This window comes from Streptomyces cyaneofuscatus (assembly GCF_042718795.1).
GTDB lineage: Bacteria > Actinomycetota > Actinomycetes > Streptomycetales > Streptomycetaceae > Streptomyces > Streptomyces cyaneofuscatus_A.
On the sequence record NZ_JBHXOX010000019.1, the window covers coordinates 133,177 to 158,354 of the forward strand.

The 25,178-nt window shown below is 72.1% G+C and carries 26 protein-coding genes; 16 read left to right on the forward strand and 10 right to left on the reverse strand.

Going from position 1 to position 25,178, the window contains the following annotated elements; all coding sequences use genetic code 11:
* Positions 1-2 precede the first annotated feature (2 nt).
* The 6 genes from ACFWRT_RS22430 (at position 3) to ACFWRT_RS22455 (ending at position 4,672) form a co-directional block, all read left to right on the forward strand.
* On the forward strand, positions 3-788 hold the full coding sequence (locus ACFWRT_RS22430; protein WP_380953767.1) for a DUF4389 domain-containing protein: 786 nt from the start codon (positions 3-5) through the stop codon (positions 786-788).
* A 114-nt stretch (positions 789-902) separates the two neighbouring features.
* Positions 903-1,607, forward strand: a complete 705-nt coding sequence (locus ACFWRT_RS22435) for a DUF4230 domain-containing protein (protein ID WP_380953768.1) — start codon at positions 903-905, stop codon at positions 1,605-1,607.
* Between the two features lie 275 nt (positions 1,608-1,882).
* Positions 1,883-2,398, forward strand: a complete 516-nt coding sequence (locus ACFWRT_RS22440) for a lytic polysaccharide monooxygenase auxiliary activity family 9 protein (RefSeq protein WP_380953769.1) — start codon at positions 1,883-1,885, stop codon at positions 2,396-2,398.
* Between the two features lie 192 nt (positions 2,399-2,590).
* Positions 2,591-3,259, forward strand: a complete 669-nt coding sequence (locus tag ACFWRT_RS22445) for a TNT domain-containing protein (RefSeq protein ID WP_380953770.1) — start codon at positions 2,591-2,593, stop codon at positions 3,257-3,259.
* A 6-nt stretch (positions 3,260-3,265) separates the two neighbouring features.
* Positions 3,266-3,499: a hypothetical protein gene (locus ACFWRT_RS22450; protein WP_380953771.1), complete on the forward strand. Its 234-nt coding sequence runs from the start codon at positions 3,266-3,268 to the stop codon at positions 3,497-3,499.
* Between the two features lie 168 nt (positions 3,500-3,667).
* The gene (locus tag ACFWRT_RS22455) at positions 3,668-4,672 is read left to right on the forward strand and encodes an alpha/beta fold hydrolase (protein WP_380953772.1); all 1,005 of its coding nucleotides are present in this window, start codon (positions 3,668-3,670) and stop codon (positions 4,670-4,672) included.
* Between the two features lie 7 nt (positions 4,673-4,679).
* Here ACFWRT_RS22455 and ACFWRT_RS22460 read toward each other — a convergent pair whose 3' ends face one another.
* Complete coding sequence (locus ACFWRT_RS22460; RefSeq protein ID WP_380953773.1) at positions 4,680-5,045, reverse strand: iron chaperone; 366 nt, start codon at positions 5,043-5,045, stop codon at positions 4,680-4,682.
* Between the two features lie 74 nt (positions 5,046-5,119).
* On the opposite strand from ACFWRT_RS22460, the gene ACFWRT_RS22465 reads away from it, so the two are divergent.
* The 3 genes from ACFWRT_RS22465 (at position 5,120) to lepB (ending at position 6,876) form a co-directional block, all read left to right on the forward strand.
* The gene (locus tag ACFWRT_RS22465) at positions 5,120-5,629 is read left to right on the forward strand and encodes a mycothiol transferase (protein ID WP_380953774.1); all 510 of its coding nucleotides are present in this window, start codon (positions 5,120-5,122) and stop codon (positions 5,627-5,629) included.
* A 112-nt stretch (positions 5,630-5,741) separates the two neighbouring features.
* Complete coding sequence (locus tag ACFWRT_RS22470) at positions 5,742-6,053, forward strand: hypothetical protein (protein WP_380953775.1); 312 nt, start codon at positions 5,742-5,744, stop codon at positions 6,051-6,053.
* A 133-nt stretch (positions 6,054-6,186) separates the two neighbouring features.
* Entirely contained in the window at positions 6,187-6,876 is a 690-nt protein-coding gene (gene lepB / locus ACFWRT_RS22475) for a signal peptidase I (RefSeq protein ID WP_380953776.1), read from the forward strand.
* A gap of 3 nt (positions 6,877-6,879) precedes the next feature.
* Here lepB and ACFWRT_RS22480 read toward each other — a convergent pair whose 3' ends face one another.
* The 5 genes from ACFWRT_RS22480 to ACFWRT_RS22500 all read right to left on the reverse strand — a co-directional run bounded on the left by ACFWRT_RS22480 (position 6,880) and on the right by ACFWRT_RS22500 (position 11,698).
* Positions 6,880-7,317 (reverse strand): protein-tyrosine phosphatase family protein, encoded by a 438-nt coding sequence (locus ACFWRT_RS22480; RefSeq protein ID WP_380953777.1) that lies wholly within the window; start codon positions 7,315-7,317, stop codon positions 6,880-6,882.
* Between the two features lie 78 nt (positions 7,318-7,395).
* Positions 7,396-9,390, reverse strand: a complete 1,995-nt coding sequence (locus ACFWRT_RS22485) for a PTS fructose transporter subunit IIABC (RefSeq protein ID WP_380953778.1) — start codon at positions 9,388-9,390, stop codon at positions 7,396-7,398.
* Between the two features lie 100 nt (positions 9,391-9,490).
* The gene (gene pfkB, locus ACFWRT_RS22490; RefSeq protein WP_380953779.1) at positions 9,491-10,438 is read right to left on the reverse strand and encodes a 1-phosphofructokinase; all 948 of its coding nucleotides are present in this window, start codon (positions 10,436-10,438) and stop codon (positions 9,491-9,493) included.
* Positions 10,435-11,196 (reverse strand): DeoR/GlpR family DNA-binding transcription regulator, encoded by a 762-nt coding sequence (locus tag ACFWRT_RS22495; protein ID WP_380953829.1) that lies wholly within the window; start codon positions 11,194-11,196, stop codon positions 10,435-10,437. Before ACFWRT_RS22495 ends, pfkB begins: the two co-directional genes overlap by 4 nt.
* A gap of 253 nt (positions 11,197-11,449) precedes the next feature.
* Positions 11,450-11,698: a DUF6296 family protein gene (locus ACFWRT_RS22500; protein WP_380953780.1), complete on the reverse strand. Its 249-nt coding sequence runs from the start codon at positions 11,696-11,698 to the stop codon at positions 11,450-11,452.
* A 189-nt stretch (positions 11,699-11,887) separates the two neighbouring features.
* On the opposite strand from ACFWRT_RS22500, the gene ACFWRT_RS22505 reads away from it, so the two are divergent.
* Positions 11,888-12,724 (forward strand): PepSY domain-containing protein, encoded by an 837-nt coding sequence (locus tag ACFWRT_RS22505; RefSeq protein ID WP_380953781.1) that lies wholly within the window; start codon positions 11,888-11,890, stop codon positions 12,722-12,724.
* A gap of 98 nt (positions 12,725-12,822) precedes the next feature.
* Here the strand turns inward: ACFWRT_RS22505 and ACFWRT_RS22510 are convergent, their stop codons facing one another.
* The 4 genes from ACFWRT_RS22510 to ACFWRT_RS22525 all read right to left on the reverse strand — a co-directional run bounded on the left by ACFWRT_RS22510 (position 12,823) and on the right by ACFWRT_RS22525 (position 18,171).
* On the reverse strand, positions 12,823-13,950 hold the full coding sequence (locus tag ACFWRT_RS22510) for a serine hydrolase domain-containing protein (RefSeq protein ID WP_380953830.1): 1,128 nt from the start codon (positions 13,948-13,950) through the stop codon (positions 12,823-12,825).
* Positions 13,951-14,438: 488 nt separating this feature from the next.
* Positions 14,439-14,942, reverse strand: a complete 504-nt coding sequence (locus ACFWRT_RS22515; protein ID WP_380953782.1) for a GNAT family N-acetyltransferase — start codon at positions 14,940-14,942, stop codon at positions 14,439-14,441.
* 64 nt (positions 14,943-15,006) lie between these two features.
* Positions 15,007-17,040 carry an ATP-binding protein gene (locus ACFWRT_RS22520; RefSeq protein WP_380953783.1) on the reverse strand — a complete coding sequence of 678 codons (2,034 nt, stop codon included), beginning with the start codon at positions 17,038-17,040 and terminating at the stop codon, positions 15,007-15,009.
* 150 nt (positions 17,041-17,190) lie between these two features.
* Positions 17,191-18,171 (reverse strand): LLM class flavin-dependent oxidoreductase, encoded by a 981-nt coding sequence (locus ACFWRT_RS22525; protein WP_380953784.1) that lies wholly within the window; start codon positions 18,169-18,171, stop codon positions 17,191-17,193.
* 99 nt (positions 18,172-18,270) lie between these two features.
* Here ACFWRT_RS22525 and ACFWRT_RS22530 point away from each other — a divergent pair, with 99 nt between their 5' ends.
* The 6 genes from ACFWRT_RS22530 (at position 18,271) to ACFWRT_RS22555 (ending at position 25,153) form a co-directional block, all read left to right on the forward strand.
* Positions 18,271-18,975 carry an alpha/beta fold hydrolase gene (locus tag ACFWRT_RS22530; protein ID WP_380953785.1) on the forward strand — a complete coding sequence of 235 codons (705 nt, stop codon included), beginning with the start codon at positions 18,271-18,273 and terminating at the stop codon, positions 18,973-18,975.
* A 349-nt stretch (positions 18,976-19,324) separates the two neighbouring features.
* Positions 19,325-19,486, forward strand: coding sequence for a hypothetical protein (locus ACFWRT_RS22535; protein ID WP_018515143.1), 162 nt, complete (start codon positions 19,325-19,327; stop codon positions 19,484-19,486).
* Between the two features lie 614 nt (positions 19,487-20,100).
* The gene (locus ACFWRT_RS22540; RefSeq protein ID WP_380953786.1) at positions 20,101-21,453 is read left to right on the forward strand and encodes an ABC transporter substrate-binding protein; all 1,353 of its coding nucleotides are present in this window, start codon (positions 20,101-20,103) and stop codon (positions 21,451-21,453) included.
* A gap of 2 nt (positions 21,454-21,455) precedes the next feature.
* A complete protein-coding gene (locus ACFWRT_RS22545; RefSeq protein ID WP_380953787.1) occupies positions 21,456-22,424 on the forward strand; it encodes a carbohydrate ABC transporter permease in 969 nt (322 codons plus the stop codon).
* A gap of 18 nt (positions 22,425-22,442) precedes the next feature.
* Positions 22,443-23,396 carry a carbohydrate ABC transporter permease gene (locus tag ACFWRT_RS22550; RefSeq protein ID WP_202547390.1) on the forward strand — a complete coding sequence of 318 codons (954 nt, stop codon included), beginning with the start codon at positions 22,443-22,445 and terminating at the stop codon, positions 23,394-23,396.
* A gap of 155 nt (positions 23,397-23,551) precedes the next feature.
* Complete coding sequence (locus tag ACFWRT_RS22555) at positions 23,552-25,153, forward strand: glycoside hydrolase family 13 protein (RefSeq protein WP_380953788.1); 1,602 nt, start codon at positions 23,552-23,554, stop codon at positions 25,151-25,153.
* The last annotated feature ends 25 nt before the right edge of the window (positions 25,154-25,178 follow it).

Genomic DNA, 25,178 nt, shown 5'->3' on the forward strand with positions numbered 1-25,178 from the left:
ACATGGCCGACGGCCGGTGGAGCCCGGGCCGCAAGGAGACCGACGCCGACGAGTTCCGGCCCGCCCTCGACATCGTCGAGCCCGGCCGCCAGCGCAGGCTGACCGTCTTCTTCCGGCTGCTGATCCTGATCCCCCATTTCATCGTGCTGTTCTTCCTGCACATCGCCGCCTTCTTCACCGTCATCGTGGGCTGGTTCGCGGCCCTGGTGCTGGGGCGGCTCCCCGACCCCCTCTTCCGCTTCCTCGCCCGGTTCCTCGGGTACGACATGCGCGTGTCGTCGAGCCAGATGCTGCTGATCGACCGCTACCCGCCCTTCGCGCTGACCCCGCCACCGGACTACCCGGTCCAGATCGACGTACGGCCCACCGCCCTCAACCGGCTCGCGGTCCTCTTCCGGATCTTCCTGATGATCCCGGCGGCGATCGTGCAGAGCCTCGCCGTATACGGCTGGTGGGCCCTGGCCTTCGTGTGGTGGATCATCACGCTGGTCCTCGGCCGGATGCCGCGCCCCCTGTTCGAGGCGACCGCGGCCACCCTGCGCTACCGGATGCGGTTCTCCGCGTACGCCATGATGCTCACTCCGGCCTACCCCAAGGGGCTCTTCGGCGACGACGACCTCGCCGCGCCGGGACACGCACGCTCCGCCACCCGGCCGCTGGTCATGAGCAGCGCCGGGAAGTGGCTCGTGGTGCTCTTCCTGGTGCTCGGCCTCGCGGGCAACGTCACCACCTCGGTGACCACCACCACGACCTCCGACGACACCACGGAGCTGACCGGCCGCCCCTGACGTGTGTCCCGGCGGATCAAGGCCTGAAGCCCGTCGTCTGTAACCGTCTGCCCGAACTGGCTGATTGGGCACCGGAGATGGGTTGAAATCGCGCCTGGGGGTCACATGCACTCCATGACGTCCAGCGACGCAATCACGGATACCGCCCCGCAGAGCGGGAAGAAGCCCACGCCCCGTCCCGGGCGGGGCCTGTTGAAGGTCGTCGGCGTCTGCGCCGCCGTCCTGGCCCTGATCTTCGCCGCCGGCAAGCTCAGCCTGCTGCCGGGCCTCGACAGCCTCTTCGGCGAGGAGACCAACGACCGGACCGGCCCCGCGGTCCTCAAGTCGATCCAGGACATGAGCGCGTACGAGGCGGCCTCGGGCAACTTCCAGGTCGTCGTCGACCTGGAGAAGGACGCCAAGTTCCTGCCCGACGCGGTACGCGGCACCCGCACCCTGTTCGTCGGCGCGGGCACCGTCGGCGCCTCCGTCGACCTCGGGAAGGTCACCGAGGACGGGGTCGTCATCAACGAGGACCGCACCACCGCCGAGATCCGGCTGCCGCACGCGGTACTGGGCAAGCCGGCCCTGGACCCGGACCGCTCCTACGCCGTCTCCAAGCAGCGCGGGTTCCTGGACCGGCTCGGCGACCTCTTCTCCGACAACCCGAGCAGCGAGCAGGCGGTCAACCAGCTTGCCGTCCGGCACATCGGCGAGGCGGCGCAGGACAGCGGGCTGACCGCCCGGGCCGAGAAGAACACCGCGGACATGCTGAAGGGGCTCCTCGGCTCCCTCGGCTTCGAGCGCGTCACCGTCCGCTACGGCGACGACCAGGGCTGATGGGCTCCGGCGACCCGGCGCGGTGACCGTCCGTCGTGGCCCGCGCCCGGTCGCCGCCCCACCCACCTCAGGCTTCCCTCCCTTGACGCGTACGCGACGGTGAGTATGGTCTAGGCCAAGTGCAAGGCCTTTCCGGCACCGGCCATCAGGCCTGTCCGGCAAGGGACTTGCGGCCCTTCGCGCCTCGTAGGCCCCACACTCACGAGGCCTCGCCGCCCAAGCCGGGCCCCCCACGGCCCGCCACCGCGCGGTGCGGTCTCAAGTGAAGGAGAAGCATGCACACGAAGAGGAAGACCGCCCTCGCCGTCGGTGCCGTTCTGGCTCCGGTCCTCGCCCTGAGCCTCCCGGCGAGCTCCGCCAACGCCCACGGCTACATCTCCAACCCGCCCAGCAGGCAGGCCCAGTGTGCCGCCGGCACGGTCAGCTGCGGCTCGATCAGCTACGAACCCCAGAGCGTCGAGGGCCCCAAGGGCCTCACCAGTTGCAGCGGCGGCAACAGCGGATTCGCCGAGCTCGACGACGACTCCAAGGGCTGGGCGGTCACCCCGGTGAACCGCTCGCAGCAGTTCGAGTGGAAGCTCACCGCCCGCCACTCCACCAGCACCTGGCAGTACTTCGTCGGTGGCGAGAAGATCGCCGAGTTCGACGACGGCGGCGCGCAGCCCGGCGCGACCGTCACCCATCAGGTCGACTTCGGTGACAAGACCGGTCGGCAGAAGGTGCTCGCGGTCTGGAACATCGCGGACACCGTCAACGCCTTCTACGCCTGCATCGACGTCAACGTCGGCTAGCGGCAGGCCCTGTTCCACCCATCGCGCCCCGGCCGGGCCCAGCTCCACCCGGCCGGGGCGCGGTGCTGCCCCCCGAGGATCGGCACGGTCCGTCCTGGCCGGAAAGCGGCATGGCGCGGATGCTCCAGGTAGTCGAGCGGTTACCCTTCGTCGGCTAGCTGATTGATCATCAGTGTTCGAGGGGATCCCTGAATGAACCGCATGCGTACCGTACTTGCCGCGCTCGGCATCACCGCCGGACTGATCACCGCCCCCGCCGCGAACGCCGCCCCGCAGCCGGACGCCCCGGCGGCCGCCGAGCGGCACGAACCCTGCACCGGCGAATACCGCGGCGACGCCCGGCTCGGCCCGAAGTGGCTGCCGAACCAGCGCCTCGCCCCGGTCGGCCCGCTGCTGAAGGGCTACCAGCGCACCGGAGACCTCTCCCCGCAGGCCTTCCTCAAGAAGTACTGGGAGGGGCCCGCGGACACCGGAAGCTGGAAGTACCCGCCCAACGACGGCTTCGGCGAGGTCAACGGCGAGATCGACAAGGAGCCCTCCAAGCTCCGCCCCGGCCAGCGCCTGGACCGCTTCGGCTCGGAGTACGGCGGCTATCTGGCCCCGGCCGGTGACGCCTACGCCGAGCGCGCCCTGCCCCCGCAGAACCTCAACACCCGGGAGGCGGCGACCCCCTGCGACTACCGCGTCTACAAGGTGGCGAAGCCCTTCTGGGTCTGGCAGGGCAGCATCGCCCCGTGGTTCGAGCAGCCCGGCGGCGGCCGGCAGATCAAGCTCGACCCGGTCTTCCTGAACCCGGGCGAGGGTGAGCGGCTGAACGTGAAGTGGCTGCTGGACCACGGCTACCTCACGTCGGCCGCGTAACACCCCGTGGACCGTCGGGCACTGCACGCCGCACTCATGGAGGCCGGAATCCCCGGCGGCTACTACCGGATCGAAGGCGTCCACGAGCCGGTCCCGACGCCGCCCGACTTCCTCTTCGTACGAAGGGCTGTGGACGGCGGATGGGAGACAGGAGCGTACGAACGCGGCCAGGACGACGTCCTCGCCCGCCACCCGGACGAGGCCACCGCCTGCTCCCACCTGCTGCGGCTGCTCGTCTGACCGCCCGCCGCCCGCCGAACTCCCTTTGCCGGTCCGGCAAAGATCCTTGTGCGGGCGGCGGACGCCCCCGAATGATCGTGACCGGGCGGCCGGACCGGGCTCCGGCCCGGCCGCCCGACCGCCCCGTCACGACGGCCCCCGTACCCCTGGGGCGCCCGAGGAGGAACCGTGCCGCAGCCCCCGACGGACGACCCCACCACCCCCGCCGAAAAGGGCGCGGTCCACCGCCTGGTGGACACCCCCGGCGGCCGCATCCACCTGGTCGAGCAGGGCACCGGCCCCCTCGTCCTCCTCGTCCACGGCTTCCCCGAGTCCTGGTACTCCTGGCGCCACCAGCTCTCCGCGCTCGCCGCCGCCGGATACCGGGCCGCCGCCATCGACGTACGCGGCTACGGGCGTTCCGCCAAGCCCGCCGCCACCGACGCATACCGCATGCTCGCCCACGTCGCCGACAACACCGCCGTCGTCCACGCCCTCGGCGAGGAGACCGCCACCGTCGTCGGCCACGACTGGGGCTCGCCGATCGGCGCCCACAGCGCCCTGCTCCGGCCGGACGTCTTCACCGCCGTCGGCCTGCTCAGCGTCCCCTACGCACCCCGGGGCGACCATCGCCCCACCGACGGCTTCGCCCGGATCGGCGGTGACGAGGAGTTCTACGTCAGCTACTTCCAGGCCCCCGGCCGGGCCGAGGCGGAGATCGAACGGGACGTACGCGGCTGGCTCGCCGGCTTCTACACCGGCCTGACCGGTGGCACCCTCACCCCCGAGGAGCACGGCCGCCTCTTCTTCGTACCCCCGGGAGCGCGCCTCTCCGACCGATTCCCCACCGGCCCGCTGCCCGCCTGGCTCACCGAGGCCGACCTCGACGTCTACAGCGGCGAGTTCGAACGCTCCGGCCTCACCGGCGCCCTCAACCGCTACCGCAACGTCGACCGGGACTGGGAGGACCTCGCCGCCTGGCACGGAGCGCCGATCACCCAGCCCTCCCTGTTCATCGGCGGTGCCCTCGACGCCTCCACCACCTGGATGGCCGACGCCATCGACGCCTACCCGGCCACTCTCCCCGGCCTCTCCGCCGCCCACATCCTCGAAGGCTGCGGCCACTGGATCCAGCAGGAACGCCCCGACGAGGTCAACCGGTTGCTGACCGGGTGGCTGGACGGGCTGCGGTAGGCCGGGCTCAGCCGACAGGGCCCCGCGTCGCCGCCGTTGCCCGGAGCAGATCCCGTACGAGCGTGAAGTCGATCTTCTCCGGCGTACGGAAGCGGAGGCACCCCTTGCCCATGTCGTGGCCGGCCAGCCGGTCCGCGAACGCGTCCCGGAGATCGGTGCGCAGGAGATAGACCGAGATGTACTGCTTCTGGCTGGCGAAGGCGACCTCGCCGGTCCCGTCCCGCTCGTAGACGGGCATGCCGTACGCCATCACCTCCGAGAACCCCGTCAGCTCCGCGCGGCAGAGCGCGCGCAGCTCGGTGAGCGCGGTCTGGCGCTCCTCCGGCAGTTCGGCGAGGTACTGATCGACGTCTTCCGCACGGCTCTGGACCATGCGCCGATCCTAAGGCGACCGGCGCGCGTGTGTCGGAGCGTGGTTCGCGCGGGCCAGGAGGCGAAGGTGAACGGATGAACAGTGCGAACATGCTCGCCGAGGCGTTCGACCGGGTCGCGGAAGCGGTCCACGGGGCCGTCGAAGGGCTCTCGGCCGACGACCTCAATGCCAGGATCGACGGCGGGGCGAACTCGATCTCCTGGCTGATCTGGCACCTCACCCGGGTCCAGGACGACCACATCGCCGACGCCGCCTCCACCGGCCAGGTCTGGCTCACCAAGGGCTGGGCCGAGCGCTTCGGCCTCCCGTTCGACGAGGAGGCCACCGGGTACGGGCACAGCAGCGAAGAGGTCGGCGCCGTCCGCGTCGACTCCGCCGACCTGCTGCTCGGCTACTACGACGCCGTCCACGAACAGACCCTCGCCTTCGTCCGCGGACTGGACGGCCGGGCCCTCGACCGCATCGTGGACGAGGCCTGGTCGCCCCCGGTCACCCTGGGCGTCCGGCTGATCAGCGTCATCGCCGAGGACCTCCAGCACGCGGGCCAAGCCGCCTTCGTCCGGGGCGTACGGGAACGCGGCTGAGACCGGGTTGCGGAGGAAGCGCCTCCGCAACCCGTGCACCCGCCAGGCAGCGGTGCCATACTCGGAAGCAGTCCGCCGCAGAGGCTTGTCATCGTCCGAAAGGCGACACGTCATGAGCTGGGCATCGTGGACGACCAGCGGTGTCTTCGCGGGAACAGGCGGAGTCCGCACCGAAGAAGCCGGCATCCTGAGCGGAGACCTCACGGTGCACACGACGTGGTCCGAGGGGCAGGCGTCGGTGGCCGTGCAGTACAGCGGCTCGTCCGACTGGTTCACCCTGGCGGGCAGCCCCGTGCCGTGCGCCTCCGAAGAGGAGAGCCGGGCCTTCCACCAGAGCATCGTCGAAGCCGTGCGCGCCGGTGACGGGGCCACGGTCCCGCCGGACGGCGCCGCCCCCGCCGCACCGCCCGCCCCCGCCTCCTAGCGATCAGCCCCCGCCTCCCGGCCCCGCCCCCGGAGGCGCGGTCCGCCGCGTCCGCAGCGCCCCATAGAGTGACCCGACAAGATCCGTTCCCCACCGGGGCGGGTGCGCGGGACACGGGGCGAGGAGCGGCGTGATGGTGCGTGCGGGTGCACGGCGGGCGGGGACGAGACGGAAGCGGCCGTTCTGGGTGGAGCTCCCGCTCCTCGTCGGAATCGCCCTGATCCTGGCCCTGCTCATCAAGACCTTCCTCGTCCAGGCCTTCTCCATCCCGTCGGAGTCCATGCAGAACACCCTGCAGAAGGGCGACCGGGTCCTCGTCGACAAGCTGACCCCGTGGTTCGGATCCGAGCCGGAACGGGGCGAGGTGGTCGTCTTCCACGACCCGGACGGCTGGCTCGACGACGTGGCCGTCGACCCGCCCAACACCGTGCAGAAGGCGCTGAGTTTCGTCGGTCTGATGCCGTCGGCCGAGGAGAAGGACCTCATCAAGCGGGTGATCGGCGTCGGTGGCGACACCGTGGAGTGCGCGGGCGACGGACCGGTGAAGGTCAACGGCAAGGCCCTGGACGAGCCCTATGTGTTCCCCGGCAACACCCCGTGCAGCGACGACGACAAGGGGACCTTCAAGGTCACCGTCCCGCAGGGCAAGCTCTGGGTGATGGGCGACCACCGCCAGGCGTCGGCGGACTCCCGCTACCACACCGACGACCGCAACAAGGGCATGGTCCCGGTCGACGAGGTCGTCGGCCGGGCCGTCGTCATCGCCTGGCCGGCCGGACGCTGGGACACCCTGCCCGTCCCCGACACCTTCTCCGCACGCTGACGGCTACCGGGGTCGGCCGAACTTGCGTACGTAGCGCCGCTGCCACGGGGTCTCCACCGCGCGCGGGTGATACCCGCGGCGGACGAACGCCACCGCCTCATCGGAGGGGACCCCGTCCAGCACGGCCAGGCAGGCCAGCGCCGTCCCGGTCCGCCCCATCCCGCCCCCGCAGGCGACCTCCACCCGCTCGCCGGGGGCCCGCCGCCACACCTCCTCCAGCAGCTCCCGGGCCTGGTGCGGGTCGGCCGGAAGCCGGAAGTCCGGCCACCGCAGCCACCGCGACTCCCAGCCGACCTCGGGAGGCGTACGCCCCAGCAGATACACGGCGAACTCCGGCTCGGGCCCTTCGGGCAGGGGGTGGCGCAGGCCACGGCCGCGTATCAGGCGTCCGGAGGGCAGTGTCAGTACGGCCCGGTCGGCCGCGTCCCAGCTCTCGCTCATGCCGGTCAATCTAGCCACCGGCAGCGGTAGGGGGCACAAGATCGGAGATCTTGTGCCCCCTACCGTGAGCGCGCCGGGTCAGGCGGTCACCCCCACCCGGGAGTCGGCGGCCGTGGCCCCCGCCTCGTCGGCGGGCACCGGGACCGTCCCGCGGGCGCCCTTGAGCAGGACGACCAGCGCTGTCGCCACGAGGGTGCCCGCGGCGATCGCCAGCAGGTACAGGAACGGTTCACCGATCAGCGGGACGACGAAGATCCCGCCGTGCGGAGCGCGCAGGGTGCACCCGAAGGCCATCGACAGCGCACCGGTCACCGCGCCGCCCGCCATCACCGACGGGATCACCCGCAGCGGGTCGGCGGCGGCGAACGGGATCGCGCCCTCCGTGATGAACGAGGCGCCCAGCACCCAGGCCGCCCGCCCGTTCTCCCGCTCCGTCTTCGTGAACAGCTTCTTCCGTACGGTGGTGGCGAGCGCCATCGCCAGCGGCGGGACCATGCCGGCCGCCATGACCGCCGCCATCACCTTGAGGCTGCCGTCGGTCGGATCGGCGAGACCGCCGACCGCGAACGCGTACGCCACCTTGTTCAGCGGGCCGCCCATGTCGAAGCACATCATCAGGCCGAGGACGACACCGAGGATGACCGCGTTGGAGCCGGAGAGGCCGTTGAGCCAGTCCGTGAGGGCGCTCTGCAGCGCGGCGATCGGCTTGCCGACCACGATGAACATCAGGAACCCGACGACGGCCGACGCGATCAGCGGGATCACCAGCACCGGCATGATCCCGCGCAGCGTCGGATGGACCGGGACCCGCTGGATGGCCATCACCACCGCACCGGCCAGCAGACCCGCGACCAGGCCGCCGAGGAACCCGGCATCGACGGTCAGCGCGATCGCCCCGCCGACGAAGCCGGGCACCAGCGCCGGCCGGTCGGCCATCCCGTACGCGATGTACCCGGCCAGCACCGGCACCAGGAAGCCGAAGGCGGCGGAGCCGATCTGGTTGAGCAGCGCGGCCCAACTGTCCGCCTGGCCCCAGACGAAGTGGTCGGCGACCGACTTGGCGTCCACGATCTCGTAGCCGCCGATGGCGAACGACAGGGCGATCAGCAGACCGCCCGCCGCGACGAACGGCACCATGTAGCTCACGCCGGACATCAGATACGTACGCAGCCGCACCCCGAAGTGCGCACCGTCCGCACCCGATCCGCCGTCCGCACCGTCCGCCGGCCCGTCCCCGCCCTGCGGTACGGCGGCGATCTCACCGCGCTCCGCCTTGCGGCGGGCCTCCGCGATCAGTTCGGCGGGCCGGTTGATGCCCGCCTTCACCCCGACGTCCACGAGCGGCTTGCCCCGGAAGCGGGCCCTCTCCCGCACCTCGACGTCATGGGCCCAGATGACCGCGTCGGCGGCGGCGACGACGGCGGGGTCCAGCTTGCTGAAGCCGGCCGACCCCTGGGTCTCCACCGTCACCTCGACGCCCTCGGCCCGGCCGGCGGCGGTGAGGGACTCGGCGGCCATGTAGGTGTGGGCGATGCCGGTGGGGCAGGAGGTGACGGCGACGATCCGGAAGGGCCTACCGGCGGTGTCATCGGCCGCCGGTATCGGCGTCGTGGCTTCGGGCTCCGGCGCCGGCTCCTCGCCCCGGATCAGCGCGGCGACCCGGCCCGGGTCGTCCCCGGCGCGCAGGGCGGCGGTGAACTCCGGGTCCATCAGCCTGCGGGCAAGACCCGACAGGATCGTCAGATGGTCGTCGTCCGCCCCGGCCGGAGCGGCGATGAGGAAGATGAGGTCCGCCGGTCCGTCGGCCGCGCCGAAGTCGATGCCCCGGGCGCTGCGCCCGAAGGCCAGCGTCGGGGCGCTCACATGCTCGCTCCGGCAGTGCGGGATGCCGATCCCGCCGTCGAGGCCGGTCGGCATCTGCGCCTCGCGGGCGGCGACATCGGCCAGGAAGCCGTCGAGGTCGGTGACGCGGTGCGCGGCCACCATCCGCTCGGCGAGCGACCTCGCGGCGGCGTCCTTGGTTGCGGCGGACAGATCGAGGTCGACCAGTTCCGCGGTGATCAGCTCACTCATCGCGGTGCTCCTTGCTCGGGGACCGCCGGGAGGCGGCGCGGGGGATGGAAGGCGGCGGGCTCGTCAGGGGAGATGCGGGGGAGTGCGGGGGGCGTGGCGTTCACGGGGCGGGCTCCGTCAGCGGGCGGTCCAGGGGGACCTCCGTGCTCAGCGCGACCGCGGAGGGGTCGAGATCGGCCGGGGTGGGCATGAGGCTCCCGGCCAGTTGCACGGCCGCCGCCCCGTGGGCGACGGCCGAGACAAGCGCCTGCGGCCCCCGGCCGCCCGCCGTCAGGAAGCCGGCGAGGGAGGCGTCGCCGGCGCCGACGTTGCTGCGTACGGTCGCCACCCGGGCGGTCGCGAAGTACGCCCCGGCCTCCTCCACCAGTAGCTGCCCGTCGGCCCCCAGGCTGGCCAGCACCGCTCCGGCGCCCCGCTCGCGCAGTTCCTCGGCCGCCTTCAGGGCGTCGCCCACCGTGGCGAGCGGACGGCCGACGGCCTCGGCGAGCTCCTGGGCGTTGGGCTTGATCACATCGGGTCCCTCCTTCAGCGCGGCGGTCAGCGCCGCACCGGAGGTGTCCAGTGCGATCCGCGCACCGGCCCGGTGGCTCCGCGCGACCAGCTCCGCGTACCACTGCGGCGGCAGCCCGCGCGGCAGGCTTCCGCAGCAGGCGATCCAGTCGGCGGACGCGGAGCGCGTACGCACCGCCTCCAGGACGTCCTCCGCCTCGGCGGCGCTGAGCTCGGGCCCGGTGGCGTTGATCTTGGTGAGGGTGGAGTCCGGTTCGACGAGCGTGATGTTGATCCGGGTGGAGCCGGTGACCGGGACCCCGGCGGCCTCGATGCCGTGCTCGCCGAGCAGCCGGGCCAGGAGCGCGCCCTCCGGCCCGCCCATCGGGGCGACGGCGACCGTGCGGTGGCCGGCCGCCGCGACCGCGCGCGAGACGTTGACGCCCTTGCCGCCCGGGTCGACGCGGTCGGCCGTGGCCCGCAGGACGCTGCCGCGGACCAGGTCCGGCAACTCGTACGTCCGGTCCAGGCTGGGGTTGGGGGTGACGGTGAGGATCATGCGCGTACCACTTCCGTGCCCCGGCTCTCGATGGAGCGGGCGTCGTCGGGGCTGAGGCCCGTGTCGGTGATGAGGAGGTCCACGTCGGTGAGGTCACCGAAGCGGGCGAAGTGCCGCTGCCCGAACTTGCCCGAGTCGGCGAGCAGGACGACCCGGCGGGCGGCCTTGACCACCGCGCGTTTCACGGCGGCCTCGGCGAGGTCGGGCGTGGTGAGGCCGCTGTCGGGCGCGAAGCCGTTGGTGGCGAGGAAGACGACGTCGGCGCTGATCTCGGCGTACGCGCCGAGCGCCCAGGCGTCGACCGCCGCCCGCGTCCGGTGCCGGACCCGGCCGCCGACGAGGTGCAGCGCGATGCCCGGGTGGTCGGCGAGGCGGGCGGCGACCGGCAGGGCGTGCGTCACCACGGTCAGCGCGGTGTCGATGGGGAGTGCCGCGGCGAGCCGGGCCGTCGTGGTCCCGGCGTCGATGATCACGTTGCCGTCCGCCGGCAGCTCGGCGAGCGCCGCCTGCGCGATGCGGTCCTTCTCGTCGGCGGCCAGGGCGTCGCGCTCGGCGAGGTCCGGCTCGAAGTCGAGCCGCCCGACCGGGATGGCACCGCCGTGCACCCGGCGCAGCAGCCCCGCCCGGTCCAGCGCCTTGAGATCCCGCCGGACGGTCTCGGCGGTCACCTGGAACTCCTCGGCCAGGGAGAGCACGTCGACCCGGCCGCTCTCCTGGGCGAGGCGGAGGATCTCCTGCTGACGCTCCGGTGCGTACATGTGGTTTCGTATCCGTTTCATGCCCGAGTCTGTGGTTTCGCGCTCAGGTTACGTCCGAGATTCGGGAAAGTAAACACATTCGGGCGGGAAGTGGGCGTGGCTGGGCATGGATGGGCATGGATGGGCGTGATTGGGCACGACCGAGCGTGGCTGGGCATGGGCGGGTGCGAGGTGCGCACCGACGGCGGGACAGCTCGGCGGGGCGCGCCGTTTCGCCGGTGCGCCCCGCCGGTCATCCGTGGGCTCGGTCCGCTCAGCGCCTCCGGGGAGCCCCTTCGGCGAGGGGCCGGGCGAGCAGCGGGGTGCCGGGGATCTGGTGGCCTCCGCTGGCGAGCATCCGCACCTCGCCCCGGTCGCTGATCTCGGCGCGGACGATCCCGGTCTCGTCCTCGTACACGGGATATCCGCCCGCTCCGGTCCGGTCGGTCAGCCGGACGGCGACCACGTCGTCCTCGGCGCCGGACATCTGGAAGATGAGTTCGTAACGTTCCGTGTGCTCCATGACGGCCTCCCGGCGGGGCCAGGACGACAGCCTGCCCCGCCCCCATTGTTCCGCACCCGGGTGCGCCCCGCCCGGGGGGAGCTGCGCGCGGCCTCGCGGGCGGCCAACGGGCGGAGGCGCCCGGTCGATCGGGTGACTCCGCCCGGTAGGACAACATGACTGATTGCTGGGAGGGCTAGGCATGCGTACATGAGACTTGAGCCCCGACGAAACAACCGTCTTTCCCTACGCTCCCGCAACCTCAGGGCGACCGGTGCCGCCGCCTGCCTGGCGGCCGCCGCTCTCCTGCTGACGGCATGCGGTCAGAGCTCGGACAGTGCGACGTCCGCGGCCACCGAAGCCGCGAAGGTCCTCCCGCAGAGGACGACGGCGTCCCCGTCGTCCACCGCCGACCTGACCGAGGACCAGCAGGAACGCAAGAGTGTGCTGGACGCCACCAAGGTCACCTTCGACGACGCGGCGACGACCGCGGTCGGCGAGGTGGCGGGCGGCAAGCTCGTCGACCTGGACCTGGAGGGTGTGGACGACGACGACCGCGACGAGAGCCCGAGTCCGACCGGAACCGGCAGCCCGACCGGCAGCCCCAGCCCCAGCCCCACGGGCACCGCGAGCCCGACCGGCAGCCCCGACACGACCGGTTCGCCGTCCGCGAGCCCGGGCGCCGACGGCCCCGTCTGGGTCGCGGAGGTCGCCGAGAAGGACGGCACGGTCCACACCGTGCGGATCAACGCGGTCGACGGCAAGGTGATCGAGGCCCGCGTCGACGCCGACCAGGACGCCGAGGACAAGAAGCAGACGGCCGACCGGCTCGCCCAGGCCACGCAGACGCCCGAGCAGGCGGCCAAGGTCGCCACGGAGAAGAAGAAGGGGACCGTCACCTCCGTCAGCCTGGACGAGGCCGACGGCAACGACGGCGGCAGCGTCGTCTGGTCGGTCGACGTCGTCGGCTCCGACTGGAAGAAGACCACGTTCGACGTGGACGCCAAGAACGACACCATCGTCCGCGAGGAGACCGACAACGACTGACCGTCCCCGGACGGGTCACCGCTACGTGAGGAAGGGGTACGCCGACACTCGGCGTACCCCTTCTCCTATGCCCCGTCTCTGCTACGCCCCGTCTTCTCCTATGCTCCGTGCGGTTTGCGCCGCTCCAGCAGCCGGCAGACGAAGTCCTCCTGGAGGCCGCGGAGGGTGGCCAGCAGCCGCGGGTTCGTCTCGCTGTTGACCTGCGAGGTGAGCGAGACGGTCAGCGACCGCTTGCCATCTTCGGTGGCCGCGGCGAGCTGGGTGTAGCCGGGGAAGTTGCCGGTGTGGCCGTACACCGTTCCGCACTTCGTCCGGTACGCGAAGAGGGCGGGTCCGGCCTCGTTGCGCCCGGGGCCCGCCGGTTCGGAAGCGCCCGCGACGAACGTGAGCTGCTTACGGCGGATCTGCGGGCTCAGGTCCCGGCCGCCGGCCCAGGCGCGGATGAAGGTGCCGAGGTTCTCGGGCGTGGAGACGATGCCGCCGGACGCCCACACCCCCGAGGCGCTGATCGCGGTGGAGAGGTCCTCCGGCGGGTTCGGCGGCTCCACGTCGTAGCCGTGCAGATACGGCTCCGGCAGCCGGTACCCCTGGGGGAGCGAGGTGGCGCGCAGCCCCAGTGGCCGGTAGACGATCTCGGTCAGCAGCCGCTCGTACGGCGTGCCCGTCGCGGCCTCGGCGATCAGGGCCACGGCGATGTTGTCGGAGTTGGAGTAGCGGTATGCCGAACCCGGCCGGAACCGCAGCGGTTCCCCGGCGACGTACCGCAGCAGCTTGCGCGAGTCGAAGCGGCGGCGTGGATCGGCCGCGAACTCGGCGATGAACGTGGGCGACTCGGTGTAGTCCGGCAGCCCGCTGGTGTGGTTCAGGAGCTGGGCGACGGTGACCCGGTGCCAGGCGGCGGGGAGGCGGGGCAGCCACCGGCCGAGCGTGTCGTCCAGCGAGAGGCGCCCCCGGTCCGCCAGGTGCAGCGCGACCGCGCCGCTGAAGGCCTTCGCCACACTGGCGATCCGCATGTGGTCGGAGGGCTGCGGCGGCCGGCCGGTCCCCACCTCCGACGTACCGGCCCGGTACACCTCGCTGCGACCGCCGGCCGTCAGTACGGCGATGGCCCCGGGCGGTCCGCCCGGGGTGTCGACGAGTGCCTGGAGCCTGCGCTGCAGCCCGCGGTCGACCGGGCTGTGCGGGCGCTCGCCCCCGTCACCGCCCGCCTGGACCGGGCCGGTCATCAGCCCGGCGAGCGAGGCGGCGGCCAGCACGGCGACGACGGCTTTCCGCCGTAGCGGCCGGGAAGGGGCGCGCAGAAGGGGACGAGTGGGCACGGGTACCTCCTGAAGGTGGGGCCGGAACGGTCGGGCCGGGCCTCAGGAAGGGCTGGGCGGTGTGGGGCGATCGGGCCGGACATTCCCTGAACGCGTCGGGGCCTGATCCTTTGACGACCCTGGGGTGTCCCCGGCCTTATGCCTTGACGACCCTGGGGTGTCCCCGATCTGATCCCTCGACGGCCCCGGGGTGTCCCCGGCCTGATCCCTCGACGGCCCCGGGGTGTCCTGGGCCTGCTTCCCCGACGACCCCTGGACGTCCTGGGCCTGACTCCACGGCAGCCCCTGGCCGGCGGCTGCCGCGAGCCCAGCATCCGGCGGCGGGGCGGAGCCCGCCCCCGGAGTGGACCATCCGGCCGTCTCGCCGTCCCCCTCCGTCCCTCAGGAGGTGCCGCTCACCGGGCCCGGGACGTGTCCCCGCGCAGATCGAGGACGTACCGGCGCCCCGGCCGGACGCCGAACATGACGTCCTGCACCGGCTCGAACCCCGTACGGGCCAGCACCGCGCGGGAACCCGCGTTGTCGAGCGTCGTCTCCGCCCGCAGGGCGGTGAGCCCGTACTCCGCGACCGCCACGCCGCAGATCTGCCGGACCGCCCAGGTCGCCAGCCCACGCCCCGCCGCCTTCTCGGCGATCCGGTAGCCGAGCTCGGCCGAACCGTCCGCCACCCCCACGAGGTTGATCCGGCCCAGCACGGTGCCGTCGGCCTCCTCGACGAGGTGGAAGTGGTGCAGCCCGGCGTCCTGCTCGGCGAGCAGCTCGCGGTGGCGTGCGGCGAAGCCGGTGAAGTAGTCGTCGCCCCGGTCGGGCACGGAGGCCGAGAAGTACGCGCGGTTCTCCCGCTCGAACGCGAGCAGTGCCTCGGCATGACCGGGCCGGAGTCGGCTGATGATCGTCATACCGGGAGGCTGGCGAGCGCTCCGGCGGGCGGAGCCACAGAGCCGTTACGGCGGACGGGCCCGGTCACGAGGGGAGCTGCCGCTCCAGGGCATCGGCGAGGCCGCGCTCGGCGTCGTCGGCCGAGGCCCGGCGGTAGGCCCTCTCGTACGCCGAGTTCCCGGCCGCCTGCCGGGCCTGGAGCTCCCACTGTTCCCGGATCGCCCCGAGCTCGGGGGTGCCGCGGTGCGGGTGGCCGATGATCCGCCAGTACGTGTGTCCGGTGCCGGAGGTACGGGCCGCCGCGACCCCGTCCCCCTGGGCGGCGATGGCACCGGCGAGCAGGTCGAGGCCGAGGGCGATGCCGAGACTGTCGCGGAGCTCGTGCTTGCTCGCGAGCATCGCGCGGGCGTGGCCCTCGGCGTGTCGGGGGCGGCCCTGGAGGAGGTGAATGAGGGCGAGCTGGTGGTCGGCGTAGGCCCGCGCCCAGTGCTCGCCGAAGCGCAGGCTTATCCGCTGGAGCCGGGTCGCCTCCTCGTACGCCTCGTCCAGGCGGCCCAGCGCGGACAGGGCGAAGAGCCGTATCACCCGGCAGCGCATCTGGGAGGGGGCGTCGGCGGGATCCCCTGGGTGCCGGCGCAGGGCGTGGTCGCTGACCAGGTGCGCGGTCTGCGGGCGGCCCATCATCAGATAGGTGAAGCTCATGGAGTGGGCCGCCGAGAGGGCCCCTTCGGCGTCCTGCCCGAGGCGGGCCGCCTCCTCGCACTCCGTACCCACGCGGCGGGCCGCCTCATGGTCCCCCTGCAGCGTCAGCGTGATGCCGAGGGCCCAGAGCGCACGGGTGCGGTGCGGACCGGCCGAGAGGGGCAGGGCCAGCACCCGCTCCAGATAGGTCCGGGCCTGGTGGAGGTGGCCGCAGCAGCTCCAGAACAGACCGGCGCACCCGGCCATCTCCATCGCCCGCTCCGGGTCCTCGGCCAGCAGATGCTCCAGGGCCGCGCAGAGATCCGCGTGCGTGGAGGCGACCCTGCGGTACCACTCGACCTGCTGGGGGCCCAGCCAGCCGGCGTGCGCCTGCACGGCCGTCTGCGCGAAGTGCCGGGCGTGCCGGTCCGCAAGGAGCGCGTCCTCCCCCAGTTCGGCCAGCCACATCGCCCCGTACTCGCGCAGCGTGTCCAGCATGCGGTAGCCGTCACCGGACCGCCGGAGCACCGACTGCTCGGCGAGGCTCTCCAGCGCGGGGCCGACCTCCTCGGCGCCGAGGGGCCCGCCCGCGCACACCGCCTCGGCGTCGGCCGGCATGATGACGCCCCGGAAGACGGAGAGCCGCGCCCACAGCAGGCGCTCCAGCGGGGCGCAGAGCTCGTGGCTCCAGCCGATGGTGGTGCGCAGGGCGCGGTGGCGGCGGGGCCAGAGCGTGTCGTCGCTCAGCGCGTCCAGCCGGGAGGCCAGCCGCCCGGTGATCTCCTGCGCGCTGCTCTCCCGGAGCTGCGCGCAGGCCAGCTCGACGGCGAGCGGTATCCCTTCGAGGCGGCGGCAGATCTCCGCCACGGCGGCCGCGTCGCCGGGCGCGTCGAGCACCAGTCCGGGGACGACGGTGGCGGCCCGGTCGTGGAAGAGCCGGACGGCCTCGTCGCCGTCCTCGCCCGAGGAGAGCGGGGCAACCTCCAGGGCGTGCTCGCCCTCCGCGCCGAGCGGCTGTCGGCTGGTGGCCAGGACGGTCAGCCCCGGCGCGGCGGAGAGCAGTTCGGTGACGAGCTGCCGGCAGGAGTCGACGACGCGCTCGCAGCAGTCGAGGACGAGCAGCAGCCGGCGGTCGGAGAGCCACTCGCAGAGCGCGGCCACCGGGCGGCGGGAGCTGTGGTCCAGCAGCCCGACGCCGTCGCACACCGTCGTGCTGAGGAGCTGGTCGTCGTCCAGATGGGAGAGGTCGGCCCACCACACGCCGTCCACGTACCGGTCCCGGACCTGCCCGGCGGTCTGCAGGGCCAGACGGCTCTTGCCGACCCCGCCGCTCCCGCTGAGCGTGACCAGCCGGTGATCACGAAGTGCCCGGTCGATACTGTCCAGTTCGCTGTCGCGGCCGACGAAGCTGGTCGTCACGACAGGGAGGTTGCCCATCACGCAGGCCATCCTGCCTCGCCGAGCCCCGCGGCCTCCGTTCATAGCGAAAAGCAGTCAAGAACGGCTGACAATGCCCCCTGTCCGATCGGAAGTTGACACATACGGAAGGTGGGGCCCGCAGCCGTCCGGAAGGCGTGGCCCGAGCCGTCAGAGGACGCCGGCCAGCGACTCCAAGGCCCTGAGCAGGTCCGGTCCGACCGGGGCGAGGACGGCGTCGGTGACGCCCGCCGCCCCGAGCTCGCCGAGCCGGGCGCGGGCCGCCTCCGGCGTTCCCGTGACCGCGAGCCGCGCGACCCAGGCATCGGGCAGGCGGCGGACGAACTCCTCCCGGGTCGCGCACGCCGCCCGCAGCTCCACCAGCTCCGCGGCGAACGGGAGCGGGGCGATGTGGGCGTGCCACTCCGGCTCGCCGATCCACTCCAGCCCGGGCCGTGCCGCGGCGAGGGCCGCCGCGGGATCGGGGTCGACGGAGCCGATGTTGTACGCGACCAGCCGGTGCGGGCGGGTGGCGGCGATCTGCCCGAGGGCCGCCCGTACGTACTCGGGGGCGACGGGCTCGGCGAGGATCGTCCCGTCCGCCACCTCACCGGAGACCGCGAGGGACTTCGGCCCCCGCACGCCCGCCAGGATGTCGGGCACCACGTCGGGCAGCGCGCAGCTCTCCAGCCGGACGCAGTCGAGGTGCACGTACCGCCCGCGGACCTCCGGCGCCTCGCCCCGCAGCAGCGCGCGCAGGGCGTCGATGTACTCGTGGAGGAAGGTGAGCGGGCTCCCGGGCCACTGGCCGACGCTCCGCATCCAGCCGGGCATCCCGTGTCCCACGCCGATGTCGGTCCGGCCGGGGAAGAGCTGGGCCAGGGAGGCGATCTCCATCGCCGCGAACGCCACGTTGCGGGCGCCTGCGGGCAGCAGCCCGACGCCCACCCTGATCCGGGACGTGGAGGCCAGGACGGTGGCGGCCTGGGTGATCCCGCCGCGGAACCCCAGATCCTCCACCACCCACACCGAGGCGAACCCCAGCTCCTCGGCCCGGCGGGCGAACGGCAGGATCAGCTCCGTGGGCAGATCGCGCGGCAGCAGGACGCCCACGGCGGGAGAGGAAGCCGGGGCGGGGGTGGGGGAAGGCACAGCTGTTCTCCTCGGGTTCTTCGGCGTACGGAGAACCTAGCGAACGCGGCCCCGCAGGAATCGGAGGGGACTGTCAGACCCCTGCGTTACGTTGCTGCCATGACGAACTTCGTACTGGTGGCAGGCGCCTGGCTCGGCTCGTGGGCATGGAGCGATGTGCTGCCCGGCCTCCGTGAGGCCGGGCACACGGCCCATCCGCTGACCCTGTCGGGCCTCGCCGACCGGCAGGGCGTGCGGGCAGGACAGCAGACCCACGTCGACGACATCGTCGGCCATGTCGAGCGCCTGGACCTGCGGGACGTCGTCCTGGTCGGGCACAGCTACGCGGGCATTCCGGTCGGACAGGCGGCGGAGCGGATCGGCGACCGGCTGGCCCGTGTGGTCTTCGTCGACTCCAGCGTTCCGGCCGACGGCGAGTCGTTCGTTTCGGGCTGGCCGGAGGGCCGGGCACAGGTCGAGGCGGCGATCGCCGCGAACGACGGCTTCTGGCCCGCGCTGACCGCTGCCGACTGCGCGGGCCAGGAGCTCGGCGACGAGGAGACGGCCCGGATCGTGGCGGGAGCCACACCCCACCCGGGCGCCACCCTCACCGAACCCGCCGTCCTGCGGGGCTCCCTCGGCGAGTTCCCCGCGACGTACGTCAAGTGCCTGCTCGACGGAGCCGAGCCGGGCCCCGACGTGGCCGCGCTGCTGAAGGGCGAGCGGTGGGAGCTGGTCACCCTGGACACCGGCCACTGGCCGATGTTCTCCCGGCCGGGCGAGCTCGCCCGCGTCCTCGTGGACGCCGCCGGAACCGGGCGATGACGGTGGGCGCCGACCCGAGGCCCGCCGGGCCGGTGGCGGAACACACAGAACACCCGCCACACACGGAACATCCACCACACACGGAACACCCGGAGATCACGTTCATCGGATGCGCCCGGTGCGGCACCCAGATCGCCGGGCTCGACGGCCGGTACGCCTGCTCGGGCTGCGGCTGGGTGAACGAGTGGACCGAGGGGCACCGGCCTCTGCCCGGGAGTCGTTCCGGCAGCTCCGGGGGCGTCTCGGTCCCCGGACCGGGAATCGCGGCGTCCGCCGCCCACCACGTACACTCGCCCCCGCTCCGCCGACCGGCGGGGCTTTCCGCACCAGATCAGACGGGGACATCCGCATGAGTTCCGCAGACAGCACCGAAGCACCGATCTACGCCGGCCTCGTGGAGGAGCAGGGAGACGTCCTCGCCGAGGTACGGCGCGTGGCCGAGGAGGTCCTGCGCGACGCGGACCGCGCGATCGACTTCGGCGCCGTACGGTCGTCCGCCGCCTACCGCTAGGGCGCGCCGGGGCACACCGCCCCAGGATGGACATGTCCATCACGAGACGATAAACGTCGTGCAACTATTGCCATATTCTTGCGTATCCGAGGCGACTGCTTACTGAAGAAGCGTCGTCGGCGAGAGTGGGTGGGGCCGCGGTCCGGCCGCGTGCCCGTCGGGGCGCCGGTGTCACCGCGGCCACCCGGCGGCCGGGCATGGGATATTCGCCCCCGCCCCCGGTGAGCGGCCCGCACATCGGTGCGGAGAGCGCTCCCAGACTGTTCGTGACAGACGGCGGGCGATCGTGTCGTCGCCGCCGCAACCGGCCTCCGTCACCTCCCCGCATCCTCGCGTCCCCCGCGCTCCCGAGCCGGCCCGCAGCCCGTCCCGCTGCCGCCGCTTGCGGACGTTGCGCAGTCGACGTGCCCGTAATAGCCGGATCCACCCCTCCGTGCACAGCCTTCCGTCCGTACTTCTGCGGATGCTTGTCGCATGCGACGGGCCAGAGCTGTCAATGATTTACGAAATCAACGTGACATCTTGCGGACATTCGTCGGCGGTGGTTGAGTGTGGTCCGCCGCACAGCTCGGAGCTGTGGGCTTCCCGCACTCCTGCCCTTAAGGGGTCCACCGATGAGAAGTTCTGTTCTTCGTCGTACCTGCGCCACCGCCGTCGCCACCGCACTGGCCGTCACCGGTCTGGCCGCCTGCAACTCCGAGGGCGAGAGCGCCGCGGACGGCAAGACGCGCATCACGGTCAACTGCCGGCCCCAGCCGAGTGCGAAGATCGACCACCAGCGGTTCGACGAGGACGTCAAGACGTTCGAGAAGCAGAACCCGGACATCGACATCACCGCGCGCGACGCCTTCCCGTGCCAGGACCCCAAGACGTTCGACGCGAAGCTGGCCGGCGGTCAGATGGAGGACGTGTTCTACACGTACTTCACCGACACCGAGCGGGTCGTCTCCATCAACCAGGCCGCGGACATCACCGAGTACGTCAAGGACCTCAAGGCGTACAAGGACATAGCCCAGCCGCTGCGGGACGCCTACACGGTCGACGGGAAGATCTACGGCGTCCCGCGCACCAACTACTCCATGGGCCTCCTCTACAGCAAGACGCTCTTCACCAAGGCCGGCCTCGACCCGGAGAAGCCGCCGGCCACCTGGCCCGAGGTCCAGGCCGCCGCCAAGAAGATCGCCGGCCTCGGCAACGGCACCGTCGGCTTCGCCGAGTACAGCGCCCAGAACCAGGGCGGCTGGCACTTCACCGCCCACATCTACTCCCAGGGCGGCTCGGTCATCAGCGAGGACGGCAAGAAGGCCACCGTCGACACCCCCGAGGGCAAGGCCGTCCTGCAGAACCTCAAGGACATGCGCTGGCGCGACAACTCCATGGGCGCCAAGCAGCTCCTCATCATCAACGACACCCTCCAGATGATGGGCTCCGGCAAGCTCGGCATGTACCTCGCCGCCCCCGACAACGTGCCGCGCATCGTCAAGGAGGCCGGCGGGAAGTACGAGGACCTCGCGTTCGCCCCGATGCCCGGCGGCCAGGGCACCCTCATGGGCGGCGACGGCTACATGTTCAACAAGAAGGCCACCCCCGAGCAGATCAAGGCCGGCCTCAAGTGGCTGGAGTGGACCTTCCTCACCCCCGGCCAGGGCTACATGAACAACTACGCCCGCGCCGCCGAGGACAAGTCACCGGTCGGCCTGCCCGAGCCGCGCCTGTTCACCGGCGCCACCGACGCCAAGGACCAGGAGCTGAAGAAGGCCTCCGCCAACGTCCCGGTGGAGAACTACCAGGCGTTCATCGACGGCGGCCAGCAGCTCGACATGAAGCTGGAGCCCAAGCACGGCCAGCAGATCTACGCCGTCCTCGACGGCGCCGTCTCCGCGGTGCTCACCAAGAAGGACGCCGACATCGACCAGCTCCTCAAGGACGCCCAGTCGAAGATCGACGGAATCCTGACCCGGGGCTGAGCATGAAGACCACGTCCCAGCCCGCACCACCCGCGGTGACGCGGCCCGTCGGCACGGCGCCCCCCTCGGGGGGCGCCCGCCCGGCGGGCCGCGGGCCCCTCACCCCGCTCCGCCGGAAGATCGCCGACCAGGCCACCGCCTACGCGTTCCTGACCGGCGGCCTGCTCTGCTTCATCCTCTTCTCCTGGTACCCGGCCATCCGGTCGGTGATCATCGCGTTCCAGAAGTACACGCCCGGCTCCGACCCCCAGTGGGTGGGCACCGCCAACTTCACCCGGGTCTTCCAGGACCCGGAGTTCACGGCGGCCTGGCGCAACACGCTCACCTTCACCGTGCTCGCCCTGGTCATCGGCTTCGCCATCCCGTTCGTCATGGCCCTCGTCCTCAACGAACTCCGCCACGCCAAGGCGTTCTTCCGGGTCGTCGTCTACCTGCCGGTGATGATCCCGCCGGTGGTCAGCGCCCTGCTGTGGAAGTGGTTCTACGATCCGGGCGCCGGCCTCGCCAACGAGGTGCTCGGCTTCCTCCACCTGCCCACCTCGAACTGGACCAACGGCGCCGACACCGCGCTGGTCTCCCTCGTCATCGTCGCCACCTGGGCCAACATGGGCGGCACCGTCCTCATCTACCTCGCCGCACTCCAGGGCATCCCCGGCGAACTGTACGAGGCGGCCGAGCTGGACGGCGCCTCGCTCTGGCAGCGCATCCGGCACGTCACCATCCCGCAGACCCGCTTCATCATCCTGATGCTGATGCTGCTCCAGGTCATCGCGACGATGCAGGTGTTCACCGAACCCTTCGTCATCACCGGGGGCGGGCCGGAGAACTCCACCGTCACCGTGCTCTACCTGATCTACAAGTACGCCTTCCTCTACAACGACTTCGGCGGCGCGTCCGCCCTCAGCGTGATGCTCCTGCTGGTGCTCACCGCCTTCTCCGCCCTGTATCTCCGACTCACCCGCACCGACTGAGAGGAGCGGCCGCCCACCATGACCCAGACAGCTCCGCCCCCGGTACAGCAGCCCGTCGCCGCCCTCGCCGGGCGGCCGGCGGACGCACCCGCCGAGCGCTCCGTACGCACCATCGTCTCCCCGCTCGCGCTCGCCGGACGGCGCGGCAAGGTCACGTACTGGTCGGTGTTCGCCCTCGTCGTCGTCCTCTTCGCCTTCGCGTTCCTCTTCCCCGTCTACTGGATGGTCACGGGCGCGATGAAGCCGCCCGAGGAAGTGGTGCGCACCCCGCCCACCCTCGTCCCCGAGCAGTGGCAGGTGACCGGCTACACCGACGCCTGGGACCTGATGCGGCTGCCGACCCACCTGTGGAACACGGTGGTCCAGGCGACCGGCGCCTGGGTGCTCCAGATCGTCTTCTGCACGGCCGCCGCCTACGCGCTGTCGAAGCTGAAGCCCGCCTTCGGCAAGGTGATCCTCGGCGGCATCCTGGCCACCCTGATGGTCCCGGTCCAGGCCCTCGTCGTACCGAAGTACCTGACCATCGCGGACATGCCGCTGATCCACGTCAACCTGCTGAACGACCCGCTGGCCATCTGGCTGCCGGCCGTCGCGAACGCCTTCAACCTCTACCTGCTCAAACGGTTCTTCGACCAGATCCCGCGCGACGTCCTGGAGGCCGCCGAGATCGACGGCGCGGGCAAGCTCCGTACGCTCTGGTCCATCGTGCTGCCCCTGTCCCGCCCGGTGCTCGGCGTCGTCTCGATCTTCGCGCTCGTCGCCGTGTGGCAGGACTTCCTCTGGCCCCTGATGGTCTTCTCCGACACCGAGAAACAGCCGATCAGCGTCGCCCTGGTCCAGCTCTCCCAGAACGTGCCCCTGACCGTGCTGATCGGCGCCATGGTCATCGCGAGCATCCCGATGGTCCTGATGTTCCTGGTCTTCCAGCGGCACATCATCGCCGGAATCAGCGCGGGCAGCACCAAGGGCTGACCGGCCGCCAGCACCGAAGGCCCCCAGGACCCGCCGCCGCCCCCGGCCTTCCCGCCCCGCTCCGGGGCGGCGGCGCCAGAACCTCCAGCTCCTCCCTGTTGCGCGGACCGGCACACCCCGCCGGCGACCGCGCCCGTCCGAAAGGAACCCGCCTTATGGAAGGCAGCCAGCTTGCCGCCGACGACTGGTGGCGCTCGGCCGTCATTTACCAGGTCTACGTGCGCAGCTTCGCCGACGGCGACGGCGACGGCACCGGCGATCTGACGGGCGTGCGGTCCCGGCTGCCCTACCTGGCCGAACTCGGGGTCGACGCCCTGTGGTTCACCCCCTGGTACCTCTCCCCGATGGCGGACGGCGGCTACGACGTCGCGGACTACCGGGTGATCGACCCGGCCTTCGGCACGCTCGCCGAGGCCGAGAAGCTCATCGCCGAAGCCCGGCAGACGGGCATCCGCACCATCATCGACGTCGTCCCCAACCACGTCTCCGACCAGCACGTCTGGTTCAAGGCGGCGCTCGCCGCGGGCCCGGGCAGCCCGGAGCGCGAACTCTTCCACTTCCGCCCCGGCCGCGGCGAGGACGGCGAACTCCCGCCCAACGACTGGGAGAGCGAGTTCGGGGGAGTGCCCTGGACCCGCACCGAGGACGGCGAGTGGTACCTGCACCTCTTCGCCACCGAACAGCCCGACCTCAACTGGGCCCACCCGGCCGTACGCCAGGAGCACGAGGACGTCCTGCGCTTCTGGTTCGAGCGGGGCGTCGCCGGGGTCCGCATCGACTCCGCCGCCCTCGTCGCCAAGGACCCCGCCCTCCCCGACCTCGCCGGACACCCGGGACCGCACCCGTACGTCGACCGGGACGAACTGCACGACATCTACCGGAGCTGGCGGGCGATCGCCGACGAGTTCGACGGCATCTTCGTCGGCGAGGTCTGGCTCCCCGACTCCGAGCGCTTCGCCCGCTACCTGCGCCCCGACGAGCTGCACACCGCCTTCAACTTCAGCTTCCTCAGCTGCCCCTGGGACGGCGAGCGGCTGCGCCGGTCCATCGACGAGACCCTCGCCGAACACGCCCCGGTCGGCGCCCCCGCCACCTGGGTCCTCTGCAACCACGACATCACCCGGACCGTCACCCGCTACGGCCGCGAGGACACCAGCTTCGCCTTCACGGCCAAGGCGTTCGGCGTCCCCAGCGACCCGGAACTCGGCACCCGCCGCGCCCGCGCCGCCGCCCTGCTCTCCCTCGCCCTGCCCGGCTCCGTCTACCTCTACCAGGGCGAGGAGCTGGGCCTCCCGGAGGCCGACGTACCGCTGGACCGCATCCAGGACCCGATGTACTTCCGCTCCCAGGGCCGGGCCCCCGGCCGCGACGGCTGCCGCACCCCGCTGCCCTGGGCGGCGGACGAACCGTACGCGGGCTTCGGCTCCACGGTGGAGCCCTGGCTGCCGCTCCCGGCGGACTGGGCCTCCCGCGCCGCCGACCTCCAGGCCACCGACCCCGGCTCGATGCTCGCCCTCTACCGCGAGGCCCTGCGGCAGCGGCGCTCCCTGCCCGAGCTGCACACCGGGCAGTTGCGCTGGCTGAGCGAGGAGCGGGACGTCCTCGTCTTCGCGCGCGGCGCCACCCTCGTCTGCGTGGTCAACCTGGCCGAGACCCCCGCCGAACTCCCGGCGCACACCGGCGTACTGCTGTCCAGCAACGCCCTGGACGGGGACGGCCGGCTGCCGAAGGACACGGCGGTGTGGCTGGCGGTCTGATCCCGTACGAGGAGGAATCCGCCCC